Origin of the sequence: Bradyrhizobium frederickii, from assembly GCF_004570865.1 — a bacterium.
Lineage (GTDB): Bacteria > Pseudomonadota > Alphaproteobacteria > Rhizobiales > Xanthobacteraceae > Bradyrhizobium > Bradyrhizobium frederickii.
In genome coordinates this window covers 66,601-87,471 of sequence record NZ_SPQS01000022.1, presented here as the reverse complement: position 1 = coordinate 87,471, position 20,871 = coordinate 66,601, and the positions used below count along the sequence as shown (strand labels likewise).

The following is a 20,871-nucleotide window of genomic DNA, read 5'->3' as shown; positions in this document are numbered from 1 at the left end:
TCGTGCTGGTGTTCGACGGCAGACCCGCAGGCATCTGAAAAGCGGTGCGTGCAGCCGATGTCATTCATGCTTGCCACAGGGATTTCGCGGAGCGCCAGTCCGGCGGTTCGGGGTGCCTGATATACGTGTGATCGGTGTTGTGTATCGGCGGTACAGTCGGCTACCTGATCGTGGCTGTCCCTCCTGCCGTTGGACAATCTCCGAGCTTAAGACGATGTCCCGAGAAAGTGCAGGACCTATCTCACACGTCGAGCAGCGTTGCCCAGGGGGCTTTGAAAATAAACTCGCTCCAAACAGGCTTATCAATCCTTGTCCTGGTCCACCTGATTCATTCAGTTTAACGAAAAGGTGCCAAAGTTTCGAATAGACATCTGACTGTAGCGTTTTCGTCAGCCTCCTGGTCCATCGTTGTGTCACCATTGGGAGATCTCGAAAATGCTTGATGCCGCCATAACTGCGCTTCTACGATCCGTCCTCGATGAGGTCTGTGCGAGCCTTCCCCGCGATGAGACCGGCGCTCGCGCTCACGTTGCCGCAAAGATCTTAGAGGCGGCCAATACAGGTGAGAAAGCACGCGAGCGTCTGAAGCACATCGCTCGTGAGGCTCTGTCAGGAACGACTAGAAATGTCAGAGCTGGAAGCAAGAATGTTGTGCAGGTGATCTGATGTATGGTCTGCAGCAGACCAGCGTTCACGGAAGGCAGCCGGACCGCCGAATACGATCGCTGAGCTCTGATAGGTCGGCGCGGATCGACCTTATGCTCAAGCTCGTCTGCTTCGAGATGAGAGTAGACCCAAGTTTGCCGCGTTCGGCGCGCCACTGGCGCTCATGCGCCGGACTGAGCCCGACGCGCTGCTTCGGAGCGCGGACCCTCTGAGAGCAGTTCAGCTCTCGTCCGCCTGCGTTGCTTTAGGGTGGAAAACTACCATACGCGCCTGAATATATCCGCGCCCTTCAGCTTGCGCGGCTTGCCTTTGTTGTCAACGTAGAACAGCGTCCATGACGTTGGCATCTGCGATCCCTTGATTGTACCCACCCAGCGAGTGAAGGAATTGCACTGGGCAAAAGTGACAACAAAATACAAGCCGGTTGGACTAACCGATCCCGATGCAGGATACGGTATGCCCTGGCAGGCGAAACCTTGGGCATGGTTTGTGAAGGTCCCTTGTAGTACCCCGCCATTGGTAGACCAAACAAACAGTTCAGAGCCGCGTTCATTTTTCCAGTAAGAGGGGGCAGGAAGCCCTTGCGCCATGGCCTCGGCGGAGAGCAATACGGATTGAACGAGCAACAAAAATCCTAGAAGTTTCTTCATATTGAAGCTCCCAAACAGACTTGAAACACCGTGCAGTCTGGTACAACCTGAGGTCACGTTCGCGGCTCATATCGTGCATTCGACAACAGAATGCGGCGCGCATGCCCCAACTCACGCTGGATCGCGGCGCAGGGCTCAGTTGAGTCCCACACTCTTACTTGCCACATGGTTTCTGGCGATGACTGCCCCGCTACTCGGCTCGTTGACGTTTGCGCCGAATGAGTTTTGATCGCGAGTTGGAGAGCGACTTTGGCCCGGACTTTTCGTCAAGGCATCGATTGCGTGTCTATACTGCGGCTGAGTTAGGCCGAACAGTCGTCGAGGGCGAGAAGATTGTCGTTCCAGACCCTATCGGCATAAGTCTGAATGAATTTACGTCCCGAGGGGCTTTTTCGCACGGCAACCCAGGCCGTCGAATTGCCGGTTTGCGTATAGAACCGATGGTACTTGTTCTCGATAGAATGGACGACGTTCTCCACCTTGTCCCGCCATCGTCCTCCTTCGGGCTTGGGTCCACCACCTCCGTGATGTGTTCATGCTGGCTCATGCGGTTCGGCTTGCGAACACAATCAACACGGTAAGTCGCCATAGTCTTAGTTTCCTTCCAACCAAGAATATATTCGGCGCGATCAAGCCCTGTGTCGGTACGTGAGGGGCTTACCGGAGCTCCTGCGAATGCGTCGCGCACGTCCTTGATCGTCAATTCAGGTGCCAGCGGCAATACCGAGAACGATGGCGGCTGGGGTGCCACGCAATGCTTTCAGTACTGCGTGATCCGATTTGCATCGATAACACAACGCGATGCAGATATTCGGCAAAAAATCTCTACTGGTCGCCGCGAATCACTATCGAACTGGTATTACGCAGCACGGGAGGCTATTGCTTACCGCGATCAGCAATGTGCGGCGCCAGTCGTGCCCGCTAGTGTCGAAGCTATGGTGAGGCCTTTACTCGACTCCATCGACAGAATTCCTGAGCTTGCGGCTAGAGCTCTAGACATTCAGCGGCGACAATTGATGGCTTTAGTCGGGGAGAAAGAAGCTGAAACATGTAAGTTGGCTTGCGCGGCTTCTACAATCACCGGTAAATGATGATGTTTTGCTTGCCGGTGAAAATAAATGGCTCAATCCCGTATCCTTGCTGTTTACGTCGCGGCGCTAACGGTTCTGTTTCTCTCTGCGCCGGCGAGAGGGCAGCAGGCTCAGCCGGCACAGGGTGACGGACAGAGCCCTGCGCAGTCAGCGGGCGCTAACGCCCCTCAGATCGCGCCGAGCGATCCGCAGAAGCAATGTGTCAAGCCCGGAGAGTTCGCTGTAGAACTTCGATTTGGTCGCAATCCTGTAGGCTCCCCAATCGTCCTGGCCACGAACTTCTTGCCCACCAACCAGCGGGTCGATGTTGGCGTGCGCGCGCCGTTTGTCGATGATGTGCGCTATTTCGCGGGCATCGACTACGGAGACGAGACCTATCTTTTTAAGCGGCAAGACGTCGTCACCCACCGCGCGACGGAATCGGACGCCTTAGTCAAGAAGCATCTGCTCGAGCCCGATCAGACCATCGTCACATTGAATATGGGCGACGATCTGGCCTGGTTTTGGAGTAGGGTCGATCTCTATCTCTACACCTGCAAAGGCCTGAGTCGGCATGCGCTCCCCGTCAATGCGGCCTAGGGCGCGGGTGCGGGTGATGTACCGGATGTGCGCAGCGGCGGTGTAGGGCTCGTCCTGGGTGGACTTGCCAATCGAGCTGTGATGCAGGCTGTAAATCGCCATCAACACCTCGGGTACGGGCGCGGGTTTGCCTGCAAACCCATAAGTGCGCACTACCGAAAGTTTAACCTCGGCTATTCGGTTGGCAAGCGCCTCGGGGGCCCACGGACCGCGACACTTTCGCAGATGTCCCGGCTCCCCCAGCACATTTCCAAACCGCCGAATGGCGCTGCCACGCTCAAGCCGAAGCGCCGGCGCGACGGAATGGCGCGACGCGGCGCGGCCGGGTAGGGTACGCTGGCGGACCGACCGCTAGAGGCTAGTGGCGAGCCGCGAAGAACGCGCCCGGCGGCGCGGGACATGGGGCAGAGGACATGGTGGGCAAGGCGCCTTTGACGCTCGGCGTATTCAAGGAGACCGGTCAGGAATACATCTTCGATGGCGCAGAAAGCCTGATCACGATCGCCCGGCCGGGGCGCGGCAAAACGCAGGCCCATGTAGTCAGGAACCTCCTGCAGTTGGAAGCGCCCGCCATCGTCCTGGATGTCAAGCCGGAGATAGCCGATCTGACCAGCGATTGGCGGAGCCAGAACGTAGGCCCGGTACAGGTGTTCATGCCCGGCAACGCGGCAAGATCAGAGAGCTTTAACCCGCTGGATGCCGTCCCCAATGACCCAATAGCCGCTTACACCGCCATTGGGCGCCTTTTGCCACTGCTCATGGTACCGACAGATTCCCAATCGGCAAAAAGCTTCTGGGAGGGCCGGGCGGCCCAGCTCCTTCAAGGTGCCCTCTATGACATTTGTCTCCGCGGGTTTGATGGCAGACGAGACATGTCAGCGGTGGTGGACTGGTTCTCGGCGTCACCAGAACAGCTCAAGCTACGGATTGAGTCTGAAGCGTTCCGGCGTCAGAAGTCTAATGCGCATCGGCAACCAGCTCGCCGGTGCCGATGAAGAGACCCGCTCGAACCTGTTTGAGACGGTACTCCGGCATGTGGACGTTTGGGGGGCTCCTCAACTTGAGCCGGTGGTTTCGGATACGACGATTAATTTTGACAATTTCAGGCGGAACAACGGCACACTGTACCTCTGCGTCACTACAGAAGAGCTGGTGATGTATCGCTCCCTCATTCGAACCCTGCTTGGCCACATTTTCTACTCCATACGTGAGGCTCGCGATCAGTGGGACCTGGCGCCCGTTACCTTCTTCCTCGATGAGTTCCCCCAACTAGGCTACATGCAGGAGATTGAGCAGATGCTCGCGCTCGGCCGCCAGTCCGGCCTGCGACTTTGGCTCTTCGCGCAGGGTAGATCACAATTGCAGAAAGCTTACGGCGACGCGGAGCGAATTCTGGAGTTGATGGCTGTGCGATGCTTCATGGAGCCGACTGCTACAACAGCACACGAACTTTCGAAGGAGCTAGGAGCGAGACGCGACCTGCTGACGGGCACAATGAAGCCGTTGGCCACGGCCCAGGAACTGATGGGGCCTGAATACGTGGATAAAGTAATTGTCCTGGAGGGCGGACGCCGTCCGGCGCGGCTGCAGGCCATGAAGGCTTATGAAGATCATCGCCTCAAGGGGCGACTAACAGACCAACGCAAAAGCGTTTCCATCGAAAATGATTAGCGAGACGTGGCCCAGCCGTTATCGCTGTCTCGATCTTCCACAAACCATCTGATGAGTTCGCCCCTAGGCCCCTCATCATCAATCCACTTATCCAGTAAGTCGAGGTAGTGCGACCATTCTTTTTCCAAATCGACTTCGCGTCCCTCCTGATATTCCATGTAGTTATCGCAAGCCCAGTCGCTACCTCTGACTTGCACCCGACCGTCACAATTGAGGAGCCAGAAGAGGTAATCTGCGGTTGGACTCGAGATGCCTGCCCTGTTACCCCAGAGAGCAATCTTCAGGCACGCGAGATGCTTCGCGCTCATGGATGCGAAAGACCGAACAGCAGAAAACTCTCGGTCCTTCCATATCATTCGAATTCGGACCCTTCGTGCCTGTTTAAACGCAACCTGCATATTGGTCAGCAACCTCGCACCTCCGCCTCTTTCTAACTTCGGGTAGTCGCGAGGTTGTATGTCGATACATTCTTCTTCGATTTCAAACTTACAATACTCCTCGGCCAGCCGCCTTTGGTACGCCACTAGCTTCGCCGCTTCAGCGGCGGCGGCACGTTCCTTCTCGGCAGCAAGGGTGGCCTGTTCAGCAGCAACGGCAGCTTGCCGAGCGGCATGTTCTTTAACCTTCCACTGCGCGGCCAGCGCTCTTTCCTTCCAACCCGGGCGGTAGAGGATATCGGTATATGGCCAAATTGACGCCGGCTCCCTGCAATCTACGATGCGTCCGATGTCGTCGACTGTTCGCGCAAGGTCGTCATCTGTAAGTGCGGAACAATATTCGATAAGCGTCATCAGCAATGTGTCCCGCAATCTATTGTCGTTAAGATCGATCGGGTCGTATGTCGCCATTTGGCGGCCCAGTGCTATCAAGAAGAGCCAGCAGAACCTGGCCAGCCAAAGACGCGTCGTATCGTCCCCGATGCCTGGCAGAAGTTCGCGGCGGAGCACCTTGCCTGGCTCCGTATTGGAAAACGATTGCGGCCTACACCATTGCTGCCAGTCGGCGTCAATCACGGCGGCAACCTTGCTGAACGTAAGTTTCTCATCCGCACCGAACTTCGTGCGAAAATAGTAGATCGATCGAAGGGCGGCATTCCTTCGCCCTTCGGTAAGGATATAGGCCTTAAGTGCGCGGTCACGGAGCGCGTCCCGGTGTCTTGCCGGGTTGAAGGATTCCAGGTCGCCTATTAGCCCTTGAGGAAGTCCTGCCAGTTCTGAAGGCAGCCGACCCGTCTCGCATTCTCCGGGAAGTAGCTTTCTCGTCGCCCAGCCTTCCAGCACGCTGCGTTGGGCCACTTGTAAAGCTTGTTTTTCGTAATGCGATAATTCGACAATAAACTTCATTGCAGAGCCCCATCAGCCCACGCACACTTTCCACGAGCACATGGCGTGTGGTCAAGCGCCGGCCTCGGCAAAAAACTCGGCCTACCGCCTGCGGCGGTAGGCCGGCGCCCGCGGCATTAGCCAGCCAGCTTACGGGCACCCGCATGAAGCTGCGAATTCAACCGCAGCTCAGCCGTATGGCAGTGCGTGGTCTCCAGCTCAATACCGACGCAACAACGTCCGGCAAGCCGCGCCGCCACCAGCGTCGATCCCGACCCGCAGAACGGGTCGAGCACCTGCCCGTCGGGCGGACAGAACGCTTCAATAAGCGGGCGTAAGACATTGATGGGCTTTTGAGTTGGATGCAGGCGATTGCCGGTGTACTCCCAGTCCATGACGTCTGGCACCGGTGAGCCAGACAGCTCCGGCCGCCCCTTGGCGAGCAGGTAGGCCTGCTCGTGTCGGCTTTCGGTGTAACCCGTGGCCGAAGCGTAGCGCTTCCTGAAGACGATGTGGCCAACCAGATGAAATCCCGTCGTGCGCCAGGCGGCGACGAACTTGTCGACAGCGTTCCAGCCGTAGAAGCTGACGCAGAAGGCGTCGGGCTTGAGCAGTCGGTACATCTCGGCAAACGCTGGCCCCACCCATCCATCGCGATCGTCATTCGCAATGGTCTGGCCTATGCGCGACTTGTACCGGCACAAGTACGGCGGGTCGGTGAGGATGAAATCCACCGACCCGGAGGTCATGCGTTGCATGACCTCCACGCAATCACCGTGAAGCACGGTGTGGCGTATCAGGTGAGTGGGGAGGACGCTCATTAGCACACCTCCTGGATCAACGGCTGCGCGCTCCAGTGAGATTCACTGCGGATGAGCTCAAAACCGTCTATCGAGCCGAGACTGTCGGTGAGATAGATGGCCTCGCCCTTGCGGATGGCGTCCTCGCGGCTCGTGGCCTCGACGATGACGCCCCATTCCTCGTAATCAAAGCACTTGACGAGGAAGCGCCGCGTGGCGGCGGGGCTCATCGCCCCGCCTCCGCGTCGGCTTTCGGTTCGCGAATGACCAGGCGGCCGTTCAAGGGCAGGCAGCTGAGCTGGATGTTGAAGCCCTTGCCGTCTTCGTGCGCCCAGGCTGCGCCGATTTTGGTCCAGAAGGCCTTGTCGCCTTCGCCCTCGACCACAAAGACACTGTGGGGGCGCTGGGTCTTTTCATTGCGTTTCATTTGGTTATCTCCCGTTTGGTTTTGCCGGCTGCGCCAATCGCGGCCGGACGGGAAATTTCGGGAGACGAGGAGATAGCGGGCGCGCAACGGAGGGTCCGGCCGAGGGACCCTTCAGGGATACGGTTGGATGCCTTGCGCGTACGCGCCTCGGCTCCAGTTTCCCCGTCCTCCTGGCCGTGTATTGGGGACAGACGCGCAACGGGAGAGTGGGCGTGACGCAGGAGAACCGCGCCACATTACAGATTAGTGGTCGTTTACGAAGGAGCCGCTGAGGTCCAGTGCGATAGTGTGGAAAAACACTTTGACGAAAGGCATTGCTCCGATGGCCCTGGCGTTACCCCACCTGGCGGCAGAATGATCGGCCAATAGGGTGAAGAGTTTTAGGTGAAGAGAACCCCGACTAGGGCGCGGACTCATTAGCACTCAGCCAAATTCGGATTGATGCGAGTTTGACGAACGCAAGATAGTTCGCTGCGAGTTTGTCGTATCGGGTCGCGATACGCCGACATTGCTTGATCTTGTTGAAGAACCGTTCGATCAAATTGCGTGCGGCAATGCCCCCGTCACCATGTCGCTAATGCTCTGAATTGACTTCCGCTTTCGACGGCGCAACGGAGGTGACCTTACTCGTTCCCGGCTCGCCCCAGTCGCGAATGACCCGCAGCAGACTTCACTATTGAGCCGACCCAACCATGCTGCTATGCTTTAGCCGCATCATGCCTTTTTCGGTTTTGATGGCGGGCGGGTAATCAGGCTTACGGACTGCCGCCTGCGTTTTGAAAATGGGAATACTTCAGCCATAGGCCCCGCCTCCGGACGCATTTTTAAGTCGGCCGGGAAATGTTTATTGGACGTCATTTCCCTCCGTTCTTCCCCAGACTCGGAGGCGGGCCTTTTTCTATCAAGCTTGATTGAAAAAGGATTTCCCCATGTCTCTTTTGACAACCAGTGCGCAATTAAACGCGATTGATCGTCATCTTAGCGCGAATCGGGCCAGCCACTACCTCCTTGTCTTGATAGTTGCAGCTGGCATCGCTCACTTAGCGACCTGTGCGGCGCAAGCTCAGTGCGCGGCTCGCGACGTTTTAGAAAGACAGCTGAAGCTCAAGATGCGCCCTGCCGAAGCGTCTCAACAACTCATTAAGTCCGAGCGCGATGTTGTGACGTGGAGAAGGGTTGCAATAGGCACTTTTGCTGATTCACTGAAGCTTCGCAACGAGCTCGACCGGATAGGCTGCAGTGTCGGTGGGCAAGCCGCAGAAGTTTTCGCTCGGCCGACGTTTCTCATTGCCACTCGCAAGACGAACATCGAGCTTGCACTCGTATCACCAGCGCAGCTTGGGTTCACGTCCGATACTGCGACCTTGGCTGACGTTTACACGCGCGCTCGAAACTTGGGCTTTGAACTTGCAGCAGCCGAAGTCGGGCCGCAATTGCGCATTCAATATTTCGACCAGCCGATTGGTGAGTTTCTCATCATCGGAATGGATCCGATCAAGACGTGGAGCGGCGAGCCGGTTATTCTAAATGTGGCGAATGGCGGTGCCGGATTGATCCTAATCGGCCAAGACGGTAGAGCCGAAGCCGAAATACCGATTATGTCTCGGATCATTTTCGCACGCTCGAGTAAGCCAGCTCCCAGCACCGAACTCACCGATCAAGCTGCAGTTCTTCTACCGGACTGAAAAGGAAAGGGCCGCTATTGGCCCTTCGCGTCATTTAGCTGCGCTGGAGAATTTAGTCGCTATCGAGGCATAGCGGACTCTGGCAAGCCGTGCGCTGGCAGATTTATGGGTTCACGGCCTAAAAAGTACAAGTGTTGCGGGGTGCCGGTTGAAAATGCCGGCACCCATGCATTTCTCAGATATCTACGCCAGTTCTATATAAAAAAGAAAAAAGCCATCCGACGGGCCGCGTATGGTCGATACGGCCCACGCAATTGTGCGATACCGCTGGTGGTGCTTCCGTATTGAAGAGCGGGCCTACTCGGCAAAGATACTGTCGAGCAAATTCGCGAGCCGAACGCCCGCCTTCTGAAGCTGCTCCCTCACGATAGGTTCGTTTGCGGCGAGATATTCGGTGTTGACGGTCACGCTGCCCTCGGGCTGGTCGCAGTAGGAGCCGTGCATCACGCAATAGCCCGTCTTCGCGGCTTCCGAGATAGCAAAAGACTCGTTGGCCCAATCGCTCGGGTCCGACGAAGTCCACTTGGTCTTCATCGCAGGAGTGATCGCATCGATGAGGTCTGAAGCCGCTTCATCGACATCGGGCCCGACTGCATGATTCACAAGACAGCTGTCCCAGGCGCCGTGCAGATTGCCCGAGCACTCGCCCTTCACCCTGATATTGTTTCCTCCCCGGTCGTCCTCAAAGGACACGTGGAGAGGCTGATGTATGTCGCCAACCCAGTGTCCAAGCGACTTGAGCGCAATAAGCCTGTCGGCCCGCTTGGCGTGCTTCGAGTTCACAATCTTCGAGTCGTTGAGGATGGCCGTGAGCACACATTCCGGAGCGTTCGGGCAGGTGTCCCCTGTTACCCCCCGCGCGTCGCGGGGCAGATTGATGAAGTGCTCCGATCGGCGAATGCGCGGATGGTCGGGAAACACGCAGGAGTCGGCGAACGTGTCGAACCTTTGGTCCGCCTGGATCAGCTTGCGTATGGCTGCGCGCGTATCCGGCTGAGCGAGCCGGTAGGCAATCTCGCAGACGATCTTGTGGCCTTCGTCGCCCCATGCCGAGGCGCTGGTGCAGAAAGCGAGAAGGAGAACAGCGGCTAAATAAAAACGGCGCATGCGGCTACCTCACGCCAAGACAATATGGCTGGAGCTTATCACCCCAAGTTGCGGTAGAGAAGAAGCTCGCGGCTGAGAAATGACAGGCTTCCGAGCAACGTAAAGTTGAACGCCGGCTCAGAGTGTGCATCAATAGGGATCGGGAAGGAGATCTGGGGAGGCTGCCCTTTTGCGGGCGGACTCTCGTCATCCGCCCGGTCATTTTCATTCAGCGATTTCAGGGGCATCCATGAGAGAGAACAGGACGAGGAACGGCCTGAAGGTCAACGCCGTTTCGGGCACCTACGTCGTCATGCTGGGTATCAACCTGCCGAAGCAGTCGTGCACCGGGCTGCGCGGCTTCGCGATACACCGCGTAGATCAGACATCCGAAGAGGCCGGATATATGACCGGCATGAAGGCGTTTGCAGAGACCGACCCCGGCTTCCCGGCCCCGGCGCACTACTCGACGCGGCAGCATCCCATTCAGAGCTTCCAGTGGGCTGACTACACGGCGGAGCCAGGCCACGACTATACCTACACTGTGTCGGCACTGAAGGGAGACCCGAAGGATCTTGAGGTCTTCCGGGAGGTCAGCGTCGACATCTCCACCGAAAGCCCCGAGGGCGGCGACGAGGACGTTTACTTCAACCGGGGCGTTGCCGGCTCCCAGGCCTATGTCGCGAGGTTCGGCGACAAAAGTCCCAAGAACGTCCCCAATGGGCAGGCCTGGATTTGGCTGTCCCGCGGGCTGTACGAGGCAATTGAGGCGTTCGTCAATTCCTGCAAGAAGGGCGACGGACTTCGCATCGCAGCATACGAATTCCACTACCCCGACTTCCTCAAGCTTCTTAAGGCCGCGAAGAAGCGCGGGGTCGACGTCAAGGTGGTTTACGACAAGCGGGGAGCAAAGCCCGGCAGGAAGAACCAGCAAGCGATCAAGACGGCAGGGATAGGTTCGTTCTGCATCCCGCGCACCGAGGGCAAGTCATACATCTCGCACAACAAGTTCATGGTGCGGATGCACAACAAGAAGCCGGTCTCTGTGTGGACCGGCGGCACCAATTTCTCGGACGGCGGCATCTTCGGCCATTCGAACGTAGGCCACCTGGTCGAGGACAAGGACGTCGCGGCCAAATTCCTGGAGTATTGGGAGTTGCTGGCGAAAGACCCGGAAACGCCGGCCGAGCGGAACGAGGTCGAGTTGATGACCCCGCTTCCGAAGGGAAAACTGCCCAAGGGCGTGACGCCTGTGTTCAGTCCCCGAAACGACCTGGCGGCGCTTCAGTGGTATGCCACACTGGCAAAAGGGGCAAAGGAAGGGCTCATGATGACCTTTGCCTTCGGCATGAACAAGATCTGGAAGGAGGTTTACCGCGAGAACAATGCTCAGTTCAGGCTCGCGTTGCTGGAGAAAGCCACGCGGCCTATGAAGGATGGCCCCGAGAAAACCAAGGAGCTGAAGGACATCCAGGCGCTGAGGGCGATGCCGGAGAACACGTTCGCCATCGGCGATTTCATCCGTTCCAACAAATACGATGGCTGGGTGAAGGAGCGGCTGACCGGCCTCAACACCAACGTTCGCTACGTGCACAACAAGTTCATGCTCGTCGATCCTTTGACCGACGATCCCATCGTGGTCGCGGGTTCTGCCAACTTCAGCGACGCCTCCACGACGGACAACGACGAGAACATGCTGGTGATCCGGGGCAATACGCGCGTGGCCGACATCTATCTCGGAGAGTTCATGCGGCTGTACACGCACCACACCTTCCGGGAGTCGCTCAAGTGGCGCAAGACGCCGCCGAAACCGCTTGAGACCGGTGACTGGTGGCGCGACTACTTTGGCAACACCGAACGTTCCATCCGTCGAAGGTTCTTCGCCCGGACGTCGGACTAGCCAACACTGTGGGGTCTGATTGCCTCACAACAATTTCACGGTCACCTTGGCTTTGCCTCCGTTGTTCGGGTAAAACGTGTCGCTGAGCCATGGCAGGCCGATCACCGCGTCGTTGACGTACAGAAAGAGCTCACCGCTGCGTGCAGCCTTGAACGTTGCCTTGTACGTTTGCGGAGTCGTGTTCGGAAGCGGGATGGGGTCAAGGAAATACTCGTCCACGCCGGTCTCGCCCACCCGCGCGATGATGCGGTACCAGGGTCTGAACAGGATGCGACGGAGGAATATCGCACCGCGAAACTTCCACCGGTTGGCAAGCTCTATGGTGGAGGTCCGGAAGCCACCTGGTGTGGTCGGCCGCTCGGCGTCGGTCCAAGGCTCTGTGACCGCGATCCTGATCTCATACGAGCGGCCGGAAAAGACCTTCAGGCCTGTTGGCGCACAGATCGCCGACGTCGCGAAGTCCGCGCTGTCCTGGTCGATGCCCTTGTTGACCGGGATAAGCCTGGCCTCTGCCGTGCCTATGCAGAATGCACCCATCGAGTCCGCGACGTTGAACAGGAAATGGCTCGCGACCGTCGCGCCGAACCAGACCATCACCACCACCAAAAACAGGGGCAGGACGTGCCGCTTCGCGGCGCGGATGACAAACTGATAGAGCGGGTGGGTCCTGAACGCGTAGATGGCGTCGTGCATCAGGCCAGAGAGCGGCACCGGCGCCGCCCGGTCTCGCCAGAGCAGGCGCATCCGGTCCTTGATTTTGCTGCTAAGGCTGCCGCCAAGAACCATAAGGATGATCACGGCGACGACGCCGCCGGCGAACCATTCGGGGTTCGCGGCGTACCAGTCCGTCCACCAGTGAAATGATTTCGGCAGGAAAGACTCGATGAACCGCACGGCTTCGGAGACCATCCGGATCGGTGACTCGAACTCATGCTCCTTGATGCGGTCGTGGAAAAGCCAGAACGCCGCAAGATGCAGCGTGGCGGCCAGGGTGGCGAAATACGCCAGCCGACGCATCCAGACGAAATTCCAGAGCTTTTCCTGTGCCGCAAAGCGGGCGGTCGCACCTGCTGGCGTCTCGAATGTCGTCGGCCCGAGCGGCGTGAGCTTGCCGTTGCGGGAAACCATGAGGTACTCCGGCGGCAAGCCGATCGGAGCATAGGCATTGCAGCCGCTGTCGATACGGTCGAACACACTTTCGTGGATCTTCGGCAACTTGACGCTGACGCCGACATACGGGTCATTGCACAGGTCAGAGACCTTCCGCGGGCCATAGCGATAGTAGGAGCCGAGGCCGGAACGCGAGTCATAGAGGCGGCCGTCCTTATCCTGCGCTGAACTGATCAGCTTAATGGAGTCGGGGTCTGCGAAGGGGGCCTCCTTGAAAACGAGACCACGCTTGATCGACTCGTCGACAAGCCAGGACAGCGGTACGAACGATACGGCATCGTCGGGATAACCTCCGCCCACGTTCGCGTGCATGCCGACGAACCAGACCTGGACCAGGCGCTCGTCGTCAATGGTGGTGGGGACCGCTGGCTTGGATTCGCCTTCCTCGGTCCAGAGCACGGGATGGAAGGTCGTCCGCTCATCGTCGAGCGCAAGCGCGTGCCTTGCGCATTTGACGCGTTGGCTCAAGACCCGGTTCGGAAGCTCAAGGGGCCAGATCCAGTTGCTGACGCCGCGCGTCATCTCGTCCATGGGCAGGCCGTAGGCCGCGACCGTGTCCCACACACCGACGAACTCTATGGATGGGATGTCCTTGCGGACGATCTTGGCGTAGGGCTTGTTGCCTTGCAAAAGGTCGAGCACCGGCACCAGGACGTAGTCGCGCAAGGCGCGGAAGAGCACCTCGATCCGCAAGATCGAGTGGTAGCCCTTTGCCCGGTAGGCCCTGTAAGCCTCGACCGCGCCGTTGTGCAGCTCCGCTTCGGTATCCGCCACAACCAAGCCCTGCTGAAGAATGAGCGCGCCGAGGACGCGCACGGTGAACGCGCCACGGCTGAAGCCGAAGAGGTAGATCTTTGAATGGCTCTGGTGATCGTAGTTGCGGCAGATGAACTTGTAGGCGTCGAGGATGTTGCGCTTGAGGCCGTATCCGAATGCGCCGCCCAGCACAGCGAGCGGAACGAAGGACGAGGTGCCCACGCCATCGTCGTATTTCGCGGCCTGGCTGTTGCCTTGCAGGTCGAGCGCCTGGAACATCCGCCAGACGTTCGTGCGCCAGACGCTTGAGGCGGCATTCCCGGTGCCGTCGGACAGGATAATGATCTTGGGGCTGGCCATGCGAGCGCCCTCCCTGAAAAGATAAAGTGAATGCGTAAGCGTAACAGGTGCCGGGAAGATTTCAACCTCTGATAGTCGTTCTATCAAATTCCGGAGCCCGCCTTCTCGCAGTGCTTTGGGGACAGACGCGCAACTGGAGATGGGCCTGAGACGAAATAGGACGGCGCCAGAATGCTTTTCTTTGGTCGGATGGACTTGGTGATCTGGACGAATAGGAGGCGCTGGCCCTCGGCGCTCCGCGGCTATTGCAGAGCACAACGTCAGCGGGTGTGCTATACGGACGCTCCCATTCAGGAGCGGCAGAGCACATGGCGAAAAAGAGGGAGATCGGAAAGTGCGTCCACTGCGTGAAGGAAGGCGTTGAACTTACGTCGGACCATATGTTTCCGAAGGCCTGGTATCCTTATGCAACGCCAGAAACCCTGGAGAGGTGGACATTTCCAAGCTGCTTCGGCTGCAACCAGCGCTTCAGCAAGATCGAAGGTGATCTGCTGAATCGCGTCGCTCTTGCGCTCGACACCAAGCACGAAGCATCGCAAGGCCTGGCCGACGCCGCTTTGAGGGCAATGGACCCCAAGGCCGGTCGGGATGAGAAGGACGCGGCCGCGCGAGCGGCCCGAGGCAAGAAGATGCTTGCAGAGATGTTCAAGGGGGAGGCAATCCCGGAAGGCCAGATCATGCCAGGGCTCGGCGAACGTTGGGGGCGGCCGAAGACCGAACAGCTTGCTATCAATATTCCCCGCGCGAGCTTTGACGCGATGACCGAGAAGATAGTGCGAGGGCTGGCTTATCGCGAGGATGGGCAGTTCATTGAAGCTCCCTACAAGATTGAAACCTTCATCGCTGAGGACGAGGCAGCGAAGGTAGTCAAGGAGTTGCTTGACAAGGCGGGCAAAGAATCAAACGCGAGAAGGGTCTAGAAATACGCCGCGCCGTGCTCGACGGAGACAAGCGGTCTGCACTGTATGAAATAACGTTCTGGCAGCAGTTCAAAACGTACGCGACGGTCGGATATGATTTCCTGCCGGGCTATCGTCTTCTAGACAGAAATGAGGCCGTCAAAGTCGGCGATCTCTGGTGTCACCAAGGTAAGGTGCACAGGTTTTGGCTACCCGCCAAGCTTATTGGGAAACAGCAACCCAATAACGACTATTGCAGAAAGATTGGTGTTTGAGTTCGCCTTGGGTTGCGGACGGTTCACTTGGTCAGAAATCAACGCTTCGCATGGCGCACTTCAGGCCCAGTTTCCCAAACTTGCCGTGCATCGAGGCAGGCCTGCAGTGATAATCGGCCGACCAACAATTTCGGTCGTTTGCCGCTTAACTCGTCGGTTGCTCGTTGGACTCATTCAAGCAACCTATGAGCGCCGAATCCTCTGGATATTTCAGTCGTGTCGGCCTTGAACCTCGCCGTACACGAGAATATCGACGTAGTGCTTGCCGGCGATGCGTGCGGCTGCCCATCTCACGACGTATTCCGCGCAACCGGGTTCGTTATAAATAAAGTGACGAAATCCACCGGGTGACCTGAGTTCATTGCGGGTTAAGGTGTGTATGGCAATCGGCCCTGGACAATCGGGGGCAGAGTTGGTGCTTACCTGTGGATTGGCAGAACTCATGAACAGTTCCTTTCCGTAGACGGCAAGGCACATGGCCGCTATCGCGTTTGACAGGAGAATGGCTAGTGAGACAACAGCTATGACGCCAAAGAATATGTAAGATGCGGGCAGGAAGAAGCTGTGCATAAAGCTGTCCACCAACGCCTTCGGAAAGGCGAAGATTCCTAGCACCGGAAGACACACAAGAAAAAAGATCCACCGTACGCCTTCACCGATAGCCTCCATCAGATTCGAATTGAATGAGGCGAGCCTCCGGCCCAATGCGCCAGCAGCGATTGATAGGGTGGCCTCGTCATCGATGCCTCGCAGTATGAGAAGGTCAGACTTGTGTTGGGGTTAGTCCCTCGTGAGATGTGTGCTGTACGAGCTGCTTACCCAGCCTGTCTCTCTTTTTCTTCTGGCGAGTGGAGTTAAAAAAGAAGTGGGCGACAATGGCGATGAGCGCCAGCGGACCATAAAGCACCAGCCAGAATTGCGTCAGGGGCTTAATGATGCCTGTCAGGAAAAGGAACGGGAAGACGCCAAGCATTACATTGGCAGCAAGATAGACAAACGTCAGAACTGGACTCGGCGAAAGTATGCTTGAGCGCGGAAAAATCTCGATAAACGGTGTCGCAAGCGTCGCGACCAGAATGTGCTTATCGGTACTCTTGAGATGCGTGGTCGCACGCACCGCAACGTTACCGCCGTGGCTATGTGCGATGACAAGCTGCCTCCTGCCTGGATTCAACCGCTGTTGCGATTCGAGCTGGTCCGCGAGCTGGCGCGCTGCGCTTTCTCTCGCAGCAATCGAGTTCGAACCGGACCATTTGCAGACTTCAAAATGCGGGGCAGGAATGCCCAGGGTTTCCAACTCAATGCTTAGGTGATGCCGGAATTCCGAACCCGCCTCAAACCAACGTGGAGACTTGGTCGGCTTATCCAGACTGAAGAACCCGCGTCCCCAGGTGCCGTGAACGAGAGTGATGATCCAAGCAGGATCGGCGGATGGTGCAACCATTGTGCCCCCCAATGCGGCATCCAATGTCATCTTGTATGGTCACCTGGATATTGGCAAGAGGCTGGCACGATGGCGGCGAGCCTCGTCAAAGGTCAAGCGGCTCGCGGACGAGGACCGGCAAGTACACGTATCCCGCTGCTACTGAACCGTAGAACCGATGGAAGCCATTGTGGACCGTGAAGCGGTATGGGCCCGACCTGGCGTGGTAGACCTCGACCGGAGGGAGCGCGCACTCGGGAGATTGGAATGCGAGGAGTATCGGGACCAGCTTGAACTTCTTAAGCATGGGTACGCCGGGATTGCGTTGAGGCGGCGCCACGTCGGCGAGAGGTACCACGTCCACGTCATTCCCGGCTCGCACCTGGTACGGGTAGTAGCCTCCCGGACCGGGCTGGAAGCGTTCCATTTCGGCGAATTGCCACCAATCGTCCGGTATCTCGAACGTGTCTGTATTTGCTGGAAGGCCGAAGCGCATGACTGGGGTTAACTTATCAGCCGATGAAAAGGCGTTTGGCTGCGCGAGAGATTCGCTGGAACAGGCTCGGGCTTGGCACCCGCTCAGGCAACTTCTCTGGGACATGGTCTCTGTTCGCAGGAGGTGCGCCAGTCACCTCAAACCCGCAGTGATCCCCCAGTGCGACGATATCGGCAAAGAGACATTCGGGGCTGCATTTCCCGTGTTGGCTCGGCTCCATGAAGCTGCCTACGAAATGATAGAGCTGCTGACCGGGGTTCGATCGGCCAAGAGGATCGAGAACCATCGCCAGCATCTGAAGCGTCTGAAGACTCGCGCAGGACATCGAGAAGGCGAAAACGTTTTCGCGAGCTTTCAGCGGGTGGCCCTTGTCCAATCCCTGGATGTAGGTCGGGTCGTCCAGGTAACCCTCCCGTTCCAGCTGAACAAGCCCAGCATCGTACTGGCCGATGCACTGCATACATTGATGTCCCACGGTGACTGTATGTGCGCGCCAGTCAGCGGCGGCCAATTCCTCCTGTCGGTTCGTGCGCACTGATATTCCGCCATCAATGACAGGAATCAGGTGAGCATAGGCAATCAAATTGAGGACATGCCTTCCCCAAGGGCGGTCGACGCAGGAGAACAGGACATTGCAATCCAGCGCGGCGCGAAAGCCGGCGTCCTCATAGACAGCCGCCACGACCGGCAGGGCGTTGAATCGTGCTGCCGTTGCGCATTCGCCTAAGTGTCCCGCCAATGCTTCCGCCTTCAGCACCCCGACATTGCTTCGCTTCGCGTAGAGGAGGCGGTCCAGATTCTTGGCCTCGATCCTGTCGAAATCAACCACCGTAACGTCTTCAATTCCGGTACGGGCCATGCCCTCGGCGATGAAGGCGCCCACACTGCCCGCTCCGACGATGCCAACCCGAAGCCGCGCGAGATCGGCCTGCTTCTTCCTGCCCCACGCAGAGATCGTTCGTATCTGCGCATCTGTCCCGCGTGGGACCGGCGCGAGAGCCTCCATGAACGTTGAGCGAAGTTTTTCTCCAACCACGCGGACGGTGGTGCAGTCCTGCCTTGCGTACTGGCGCGGTGCCGTGCGTTCCCAGAATCTGGCGCTCCAGGCTCCATCGCTTGCGACCGTGAAGCCCACGAAGGGAAACTTCGTGGCGCCGTAGACGGCGGCTGCATGACCCTGCTCGGTGTTGATGTCATCCGGACTCATGCCCTGCCATGCCAGGCCGCCCGGGTGACTGTGCATGAGCGCGAGACCTGCGCCAGCCTCCGCGGCTTCCGAAAGGGCTCGGGTGAAATAGTGGGATTCGAAGCTGGCGTTGCCGTGGACGTTCCGTTCGCCTTCGCGCGGTAAGATCAGCCGTTCAACCAGAGCGGTCGTCCGCGTCTGCCCTGTGCTCGGGTGCCAGAGCGCGAAGCAGAGATCTTCCTGGCGGTCGGCGCGTAACAGGTGACGTCGCGCTAACGCGTCGACCGCCTCGGACATGGCCGCACTCCGGACGGCCCTTGTCATTGCGTGTCCCATAGTTTCCAGACGTGGCTCATGTAGGTAGCCACCGCCTTCTTCGCGGCGCCCCAGTTCTTGTAAGGGCGAGACCAGTATTGCCATTCACCACCCAACGCGTTCTGAAAGTCGGCGCTGTCGTGAATGCCGCCCCTCGGATGTTCGCCTCCGCCCTGGTTGGGATAAAACCTGGGGGATACGTGGACTCCCCTAGGCGATGTCATCGGGAAGTCCCCCGGTACCACCAGACCCAGCTTGATCTGCTGCCCGGCGAATTTGCCGGTCGGAATTTCGTAGTCGAAGTAAACATGTTCGGTCTTGCCGGGTGCAATCGCGGGATTGAAACCGAGCGATTTCAGACCCGCGATGAAGCAGGGCACCCCGGTTCTTGCAGTCCCATCGGAAACTGGAGCGGGACCGACCGAGATCACCTGGAAGCTGGCGTGATCGTGCAATCTGAACGGGACGTCGCCCTTGCCTTGAAAGTTGGCCTGGTGGTGGGGATCGGTCTCGACGAGATAGTGCGTCGCGACATCCAGACCCGAGAACTCCTTGATGATCTCGTTCGGAGTCCACTTGCGTTGCTCTGTCTCGTAATCCTCACCGTCCACCGAGAAATGGATGATTTTCGGATGGTGGTGGGCCTCTTCAAGCTCCTCCTCGGCAGCTTCGAGCTTGTGCTCGGCCGCGTCCAGGTCCTGCATGCCGTGCTGGATCTCGTCCTTGGCCTTGTCGATGTCAGCCTTGGCCTCCTCGATATCGTGCAGGGCTTTGACTTCATCGTGCCCGCAGGCCTCGTGGCCCTTGGGCCCCGCCTCAATGGGCTCCTTATGACCTTCCTGGTTCGCTTCGCTCATCTTGCCGTCTCCTTTATCAATTAGTCAGCGGATATGCTGATTAGCGTATTTTACGCCGAACGACGCCCGAGTCAACTGGGCGCCAAGTTATTGATTTCAGGAGAAAAGATTACCGGAGGCTAGTTCCTGGCCGAGAATCCCCAGAATCTTCAGGCGCACGGTGGCCGCCTCGCGTGAGACGGCAAAGCCATTCACGACTGCATCGATCAGTGCGACGCCATTCTCGCTGGTTGGTGACGAGGGCCCGTAAATGTTCCGCTGCTGCTGGATGTCGCCCACGACTCTCTTGAGGTAAGTCCTTGGCATAAGGGCCGCGCCAGATACATAGCCGGCCTGCCATTCCATCCAGTCAGTCTTGCTCGCGGAGACCATCGTATCCCGCTTGCAATAGATGGCATTGGGCTTCCGATTGCCGTCCACGGCTAGCTGGCGCTGCTCGAGCGCGAAAAGGTAGGCGTGCAGGATCACATGCCCGTATTCATGGGTAAGGGTGGTGCGCAGCCGGTTCTCGAACCTGTGGACGTCATTGGAGATCGAGACCCTTGGCTTTCCGGCGCGGGCAAACTCAGTGACGCCTTCAACGCCGGCGCCATACATGGTCAGGTCGGCATGCTGGTCCAGATCCGTAACGTCCCGCTCGATCAAGGTCGTGATATCGTCAGTCGAAATAGGAAACTCGACCTTGCCGTGCTTGCTCCGCAGGTGGTCCGCCACGAGCTTTTCGAACATGGAATCAAGTTCGGCAGGCTCGTAGTGAGGCCTCTCCCGAAAACCATGCATCGTGTCGCGGACGTACCTCAAGCGCTATCCTTTCAGGTGTCTCCGAAACGCAACGAATGCCTGGTTGACCTGGTCAGGAGTGGATTTTCTTATCAGTTTTCTGTCCTGCTCGGGCAGCATTCCGATCACGCCGTACAAAGCCAGCGGGTCTATCTTTAGGACCTTCGCAAACTCGCTCACCAAATGGTCTGAGGACGGGCTTCTGCGATCGTGCTCGATGTCGTTCAAGTACTGCGGAGTTATTGCCTCGCCGTCCTCCTTCACGATCTTAGTGGCGAGTTCCTTTTGGCTCATGCCCTTCTCCTTGCGCGCGGAGGCAATTGCACGTCCAAAGGACGACATATCCAGACCCATACCGTAGACCTCTCCTATTTTCTGGAAGCTTATCAGCTAATTAGCTGATTGTCACTCGTGAAATGCCATTCGGTGCCGCAGATGCTATCGCCAGAGTGACATTTTAGACGGGAAGAAAGTGCC

At 58.0% G+C, this 20,871-nt stretch carries 20 protein-coding genes and 2 pseudogenes; 7 read left to right on the top strand and 15 right to left on the bottom strand.

Going from position 1 to position 20,871, the window contains the following annotated elements; all coding sequences use genetic code 11:
• Positions 1–923 precede the first annotated feature (923 nt).
• Both E4K64_RS30750 and E4K64_RS41300 read right to left on the bottom strand, forming a co-directional pair.
• Complete coding sequence (locus E4K64_RS30750) at positions 924–1,316, bottom strand: avidin/streptavidin family protein (protein ID WP_126261699.1); 393 nt, start codon at positions 1,314–1,316, stop codon at positions 924–926.
• 302 nt (positions 1,317–1,618) lie between these two features.
• Positions 1,619–1,804, bottom strand: a pseudogene (locus E4K64_RS41300) (DUF3892 domain-containing protein); the annotation flags it as partial.
• Between the two features lie 204 nt (positions 1,805–2,008).
• Between E4K64_RS41300 and E4K64_RS40650 the strand changes: the two are divergent.
• From E4K64_RS40650 to E4K64_RS30730, 4 genes are all read left to right on the top strand, one after another.
• Positions 2,009–2,407, top strand: coding sequence for a hypothetical protein (locus tag E4K64_RS40650; RefSeq protein WP_126261700.1), 399 nt, complete (start codon positions 2,009–2,011; stop codon positions 2,405–2,407).
• Positions 2,408–2,434: 27 nt separating this feature from the next.
• Positions 2,435–2,986, top strand: coding sequence for a hypothetical protein (locus E4K64_RS30740; protein WP_126261701.1), 552 nt, complete (start codon positions 2,435–2,437; stop codon positions 2,984–2,986).
• A 413-nt stretch (positions 2,987–3,399) separates the two neighbouring features.
• Positions 3,400–3,981, top strand: a complete 582-nt coding sequence (locus tag E4K64_RS30735) for a type IV secretory system conjugative DNA transfer family protein (RefSeq protein ID WP_126261702.1) — start codon at positions 3,400–3,402, stop codon at positions 3,979–3,981.
• Complete coding sequence (locus E4K64_RS30730; RefSeq protein ID WP_164719087.1) at positions 3,947–4,657, top strand: type IV secretory system conjugative DNA transfer family protein; 711 nt, start codon at positions 3,947–3,949, stop codon at positions 4,655–4,657. Before E4K64_RS30735 ends, E4K64_RS30730 begins: the two co-directional genes overlap by 35 nt.
• Here E4K64_RS30730 and E4K64_RS30725 read toward each other — a convergent pair.
• From E4K64_RS30725 to E4K64_RS30705, 5 genes and pseudogenes are all read right to left on the bottom strand, one after another.
• Entirely contained in the window at positions 4,654–6,000 is a 1,347-nt protein-coding gene (locus tag E4K64_RS30725; protein ID WP_126261704.1) for a hypothetical protein, read from the bottom strand. The genes E4K64_RS30730 and E4K64_RS30725 overlap by 4 nt on opposite strands.
• A gap of 116 nt (positions 6,001–6,116) precedes the next feature.
• Entirely contained in the window at positions 6,117–6,800 is a 684-nt protein-coding gene (locus E4K64_RS30720; protein WP_126261705.1) for a DNA methyltransferase, read from the bottom strand.
• Entirely contained in the window at positions 6,800–7,009 is a 210-nt protein-coding gene (locus tag E4K64_RS30715) for a response regulator transcription factor KdpE (protein ID WP_126261706.1), read from the bottom strand. The genes E4K64_RS30720 and E4K64_RS30715 overlap by 1 nt, the downstream gene beginning before the upstream one ends.
• Positions 7,006–7,206, bottom strand: coding sequence for a hypothetical protein (locus E4K64_RS30710; RefSeq protein ID WP_126261707.1), 201 nt, complete (start codon positions 7,204–7,206; stop codon positions 7,006–7,008). Before E4K64_RS30710 ends, E4K64_RS30715 begins: the two co-directional genes overlap by 4 nt.
• Before the next feature lie 400 nt (positions 7,207–7,606).
• A pseudogene (locus tag E4K64_RS30705) lies at positions 7,607–7,753 on the bottom strand (IS5/IS1182 family transposase); the annotation flags it as partial.
• Positions 7,754–8,135: 382 nt separating this feature from the next.
• On the opposite strand from E4K64_RS30705, the gene E4K64_RS30700 reads away from it, so the two are divergent.
• A complete protein-coding gene (locus E4K64_RS30700; protein ID WP_126261708.1) occupies positions 8,136–8,891 on the top strand; it encodes a hypothetical protein in 756 nt (251 codons plus the stop codon).
• A gap of 297 nt (positions 8,892–9,188) precedes the next feature.
• Here E4K64_RS30700 and E4K64_RS30695 read toward each other — a convergent pair whose 3' ends face one another.
• Positions 9,189–9,998 carry a S1/P1 nuclease gene (locus E4K64_RS30695; protein WP_126261709.1) on the bottom strand — a complete coding sequence of 270 codons (810 nt, stop codon included), beginning with the start codon at positions 9,996–9,998 and terminating at the stop codon, positions 9,189–9,191.
• 229 nt (positions 9,999–10,227) lie between these two features.
• On the opposite strand from E4K64_RS30695, the gene E4K64_RS30690 reads away from it, so the two are divergent.
• Positions 10,228–11,877, top strand: a complete 1,650-nt coding sequence (locus tag E4K64_RS30690) for a phospholipase D-like domain-containing protein (protein ID WP_126261710.1) — start codon at positions 10,228–10,230, stop codon at positions 11,875–11,877.
• A gap of 24 nt (positions 11,878–11,901) precedes the next feature.
• Here E4K64_RS30690 and E4K64_RS30685 read toward each other — a convergent pair whose 3' ends face one another.
• On the bottom strand, positions 11,902–14,163 hold the full coding sequence (locus tag E4K64_RS30685) for a T6SS phospholipase effector Tle1-like catalytic domain-containing protein (RefSeq protein WP_135166772.1): 2,262 nt from the start codon (positions 14,161–14,163) through the stop codon (positions 11,902–11,904).
• 308 nt (positions 14,164–14,471) lie between these two features.
• Between E4K64_RS30685 and E4K64_RS30680 the strand changes: the two genes are divergently transcribed.
• The gene (locus tag E4K64_RS30680) at positions 14,472–15,083 is read left to right on the top strand and encodes a hypothetical protein (RefSeq protein ID WP_126261712.1); all 612 of its coding nucleotides are present in this window, start codon (positions 14,472–14,474) and stop codon (positions 15,081–15,083) included.
• A 464-nt stretch (positions 15,084–15,547) separates the two neighbouring features.
• Here the strand turns inward: E4K64_RS30680 and E4K64_RS30675 are convergent, their stop codons facing one another.
• The 6 genes from E4K64_RS30675 to E4K64_RS30650 all read right to left on the bottom strand — a co-directional run bounded on the left by E4K64_RS30675 (position 15,548) and on the right by E4K64_RS30650 (position 20,736).
• Complete coding sequence (locus E4K64_RS30675) at positions 15,548–16,006, bottom strand: hypothetical protein (RefSeq protein ID WP_126261713.1); 459 nt, start codon at positions 16,004–16,006, stop codon at positions 15,548–15,550.
• 94 nt (positions 16,007–16,100) lie between these two features.
• Entirely contained in the window at positions 16,101–16,781 is a 681-nt protein-coding gene (locus E4K64_RS30670; RefSeq protein WP_167772346.1) for a lipase family protein, read from the bottom strand.
• 491 nt (positions 16,782–17,272) lie between these two features.
• On the bottom strand, positions 17,273–18,739 hold the full coding sequence (locus tag E4K64_RS30665) for a ThiF family adenylyltransferase (protein WP_164719088.1): 1,467 nt from the start codon (positions 18,737–18,739) through the stop codon (positions 17,273–17,275).
• A gap of 23 nt (positions 18,740–18,762) precedes the next feature.
• Positions 18,763–19,614: an E2/UBC family protein gene (locus E4K64_RS30660; protein WP_126261716.1), complete on the bottom strand. Its 852-nt coding sequence runs from the start codon at positions 19,612–19,614 to the stop codon at positions 18,763–18,765.
• Positions 19,615–19,710: 96 nt separating this feature from the next.
• Positions 19,711–20,343 (bottom strand): ImmA/IrrE family metallo-endopeptidase, encoded by a 633-nt coding sequence (locus tag E4K64_RS30655; RefSeq protein WP_126261717.1) that lies wholly within the window; start codon positions 20,341–20,343, stop codon positions 19,711–19,713.
• A gap of 75 nt (positions 20,344–20,418) precedes the next feature.
• Positions 20,419–20,736: a helix-turn-helix domain-containing protein gene (locus tag E4K64_RS30650; protein WP_256464939.1), complete on the bottom strand. Its 318-nt coding sequence runs from the start codon at positions 20,734–20,736 to the stop codon at positions 20,419–20,421.
• Between the last annotated feature and the right edge of the window lie 135 nt (positions 20,737–20,871).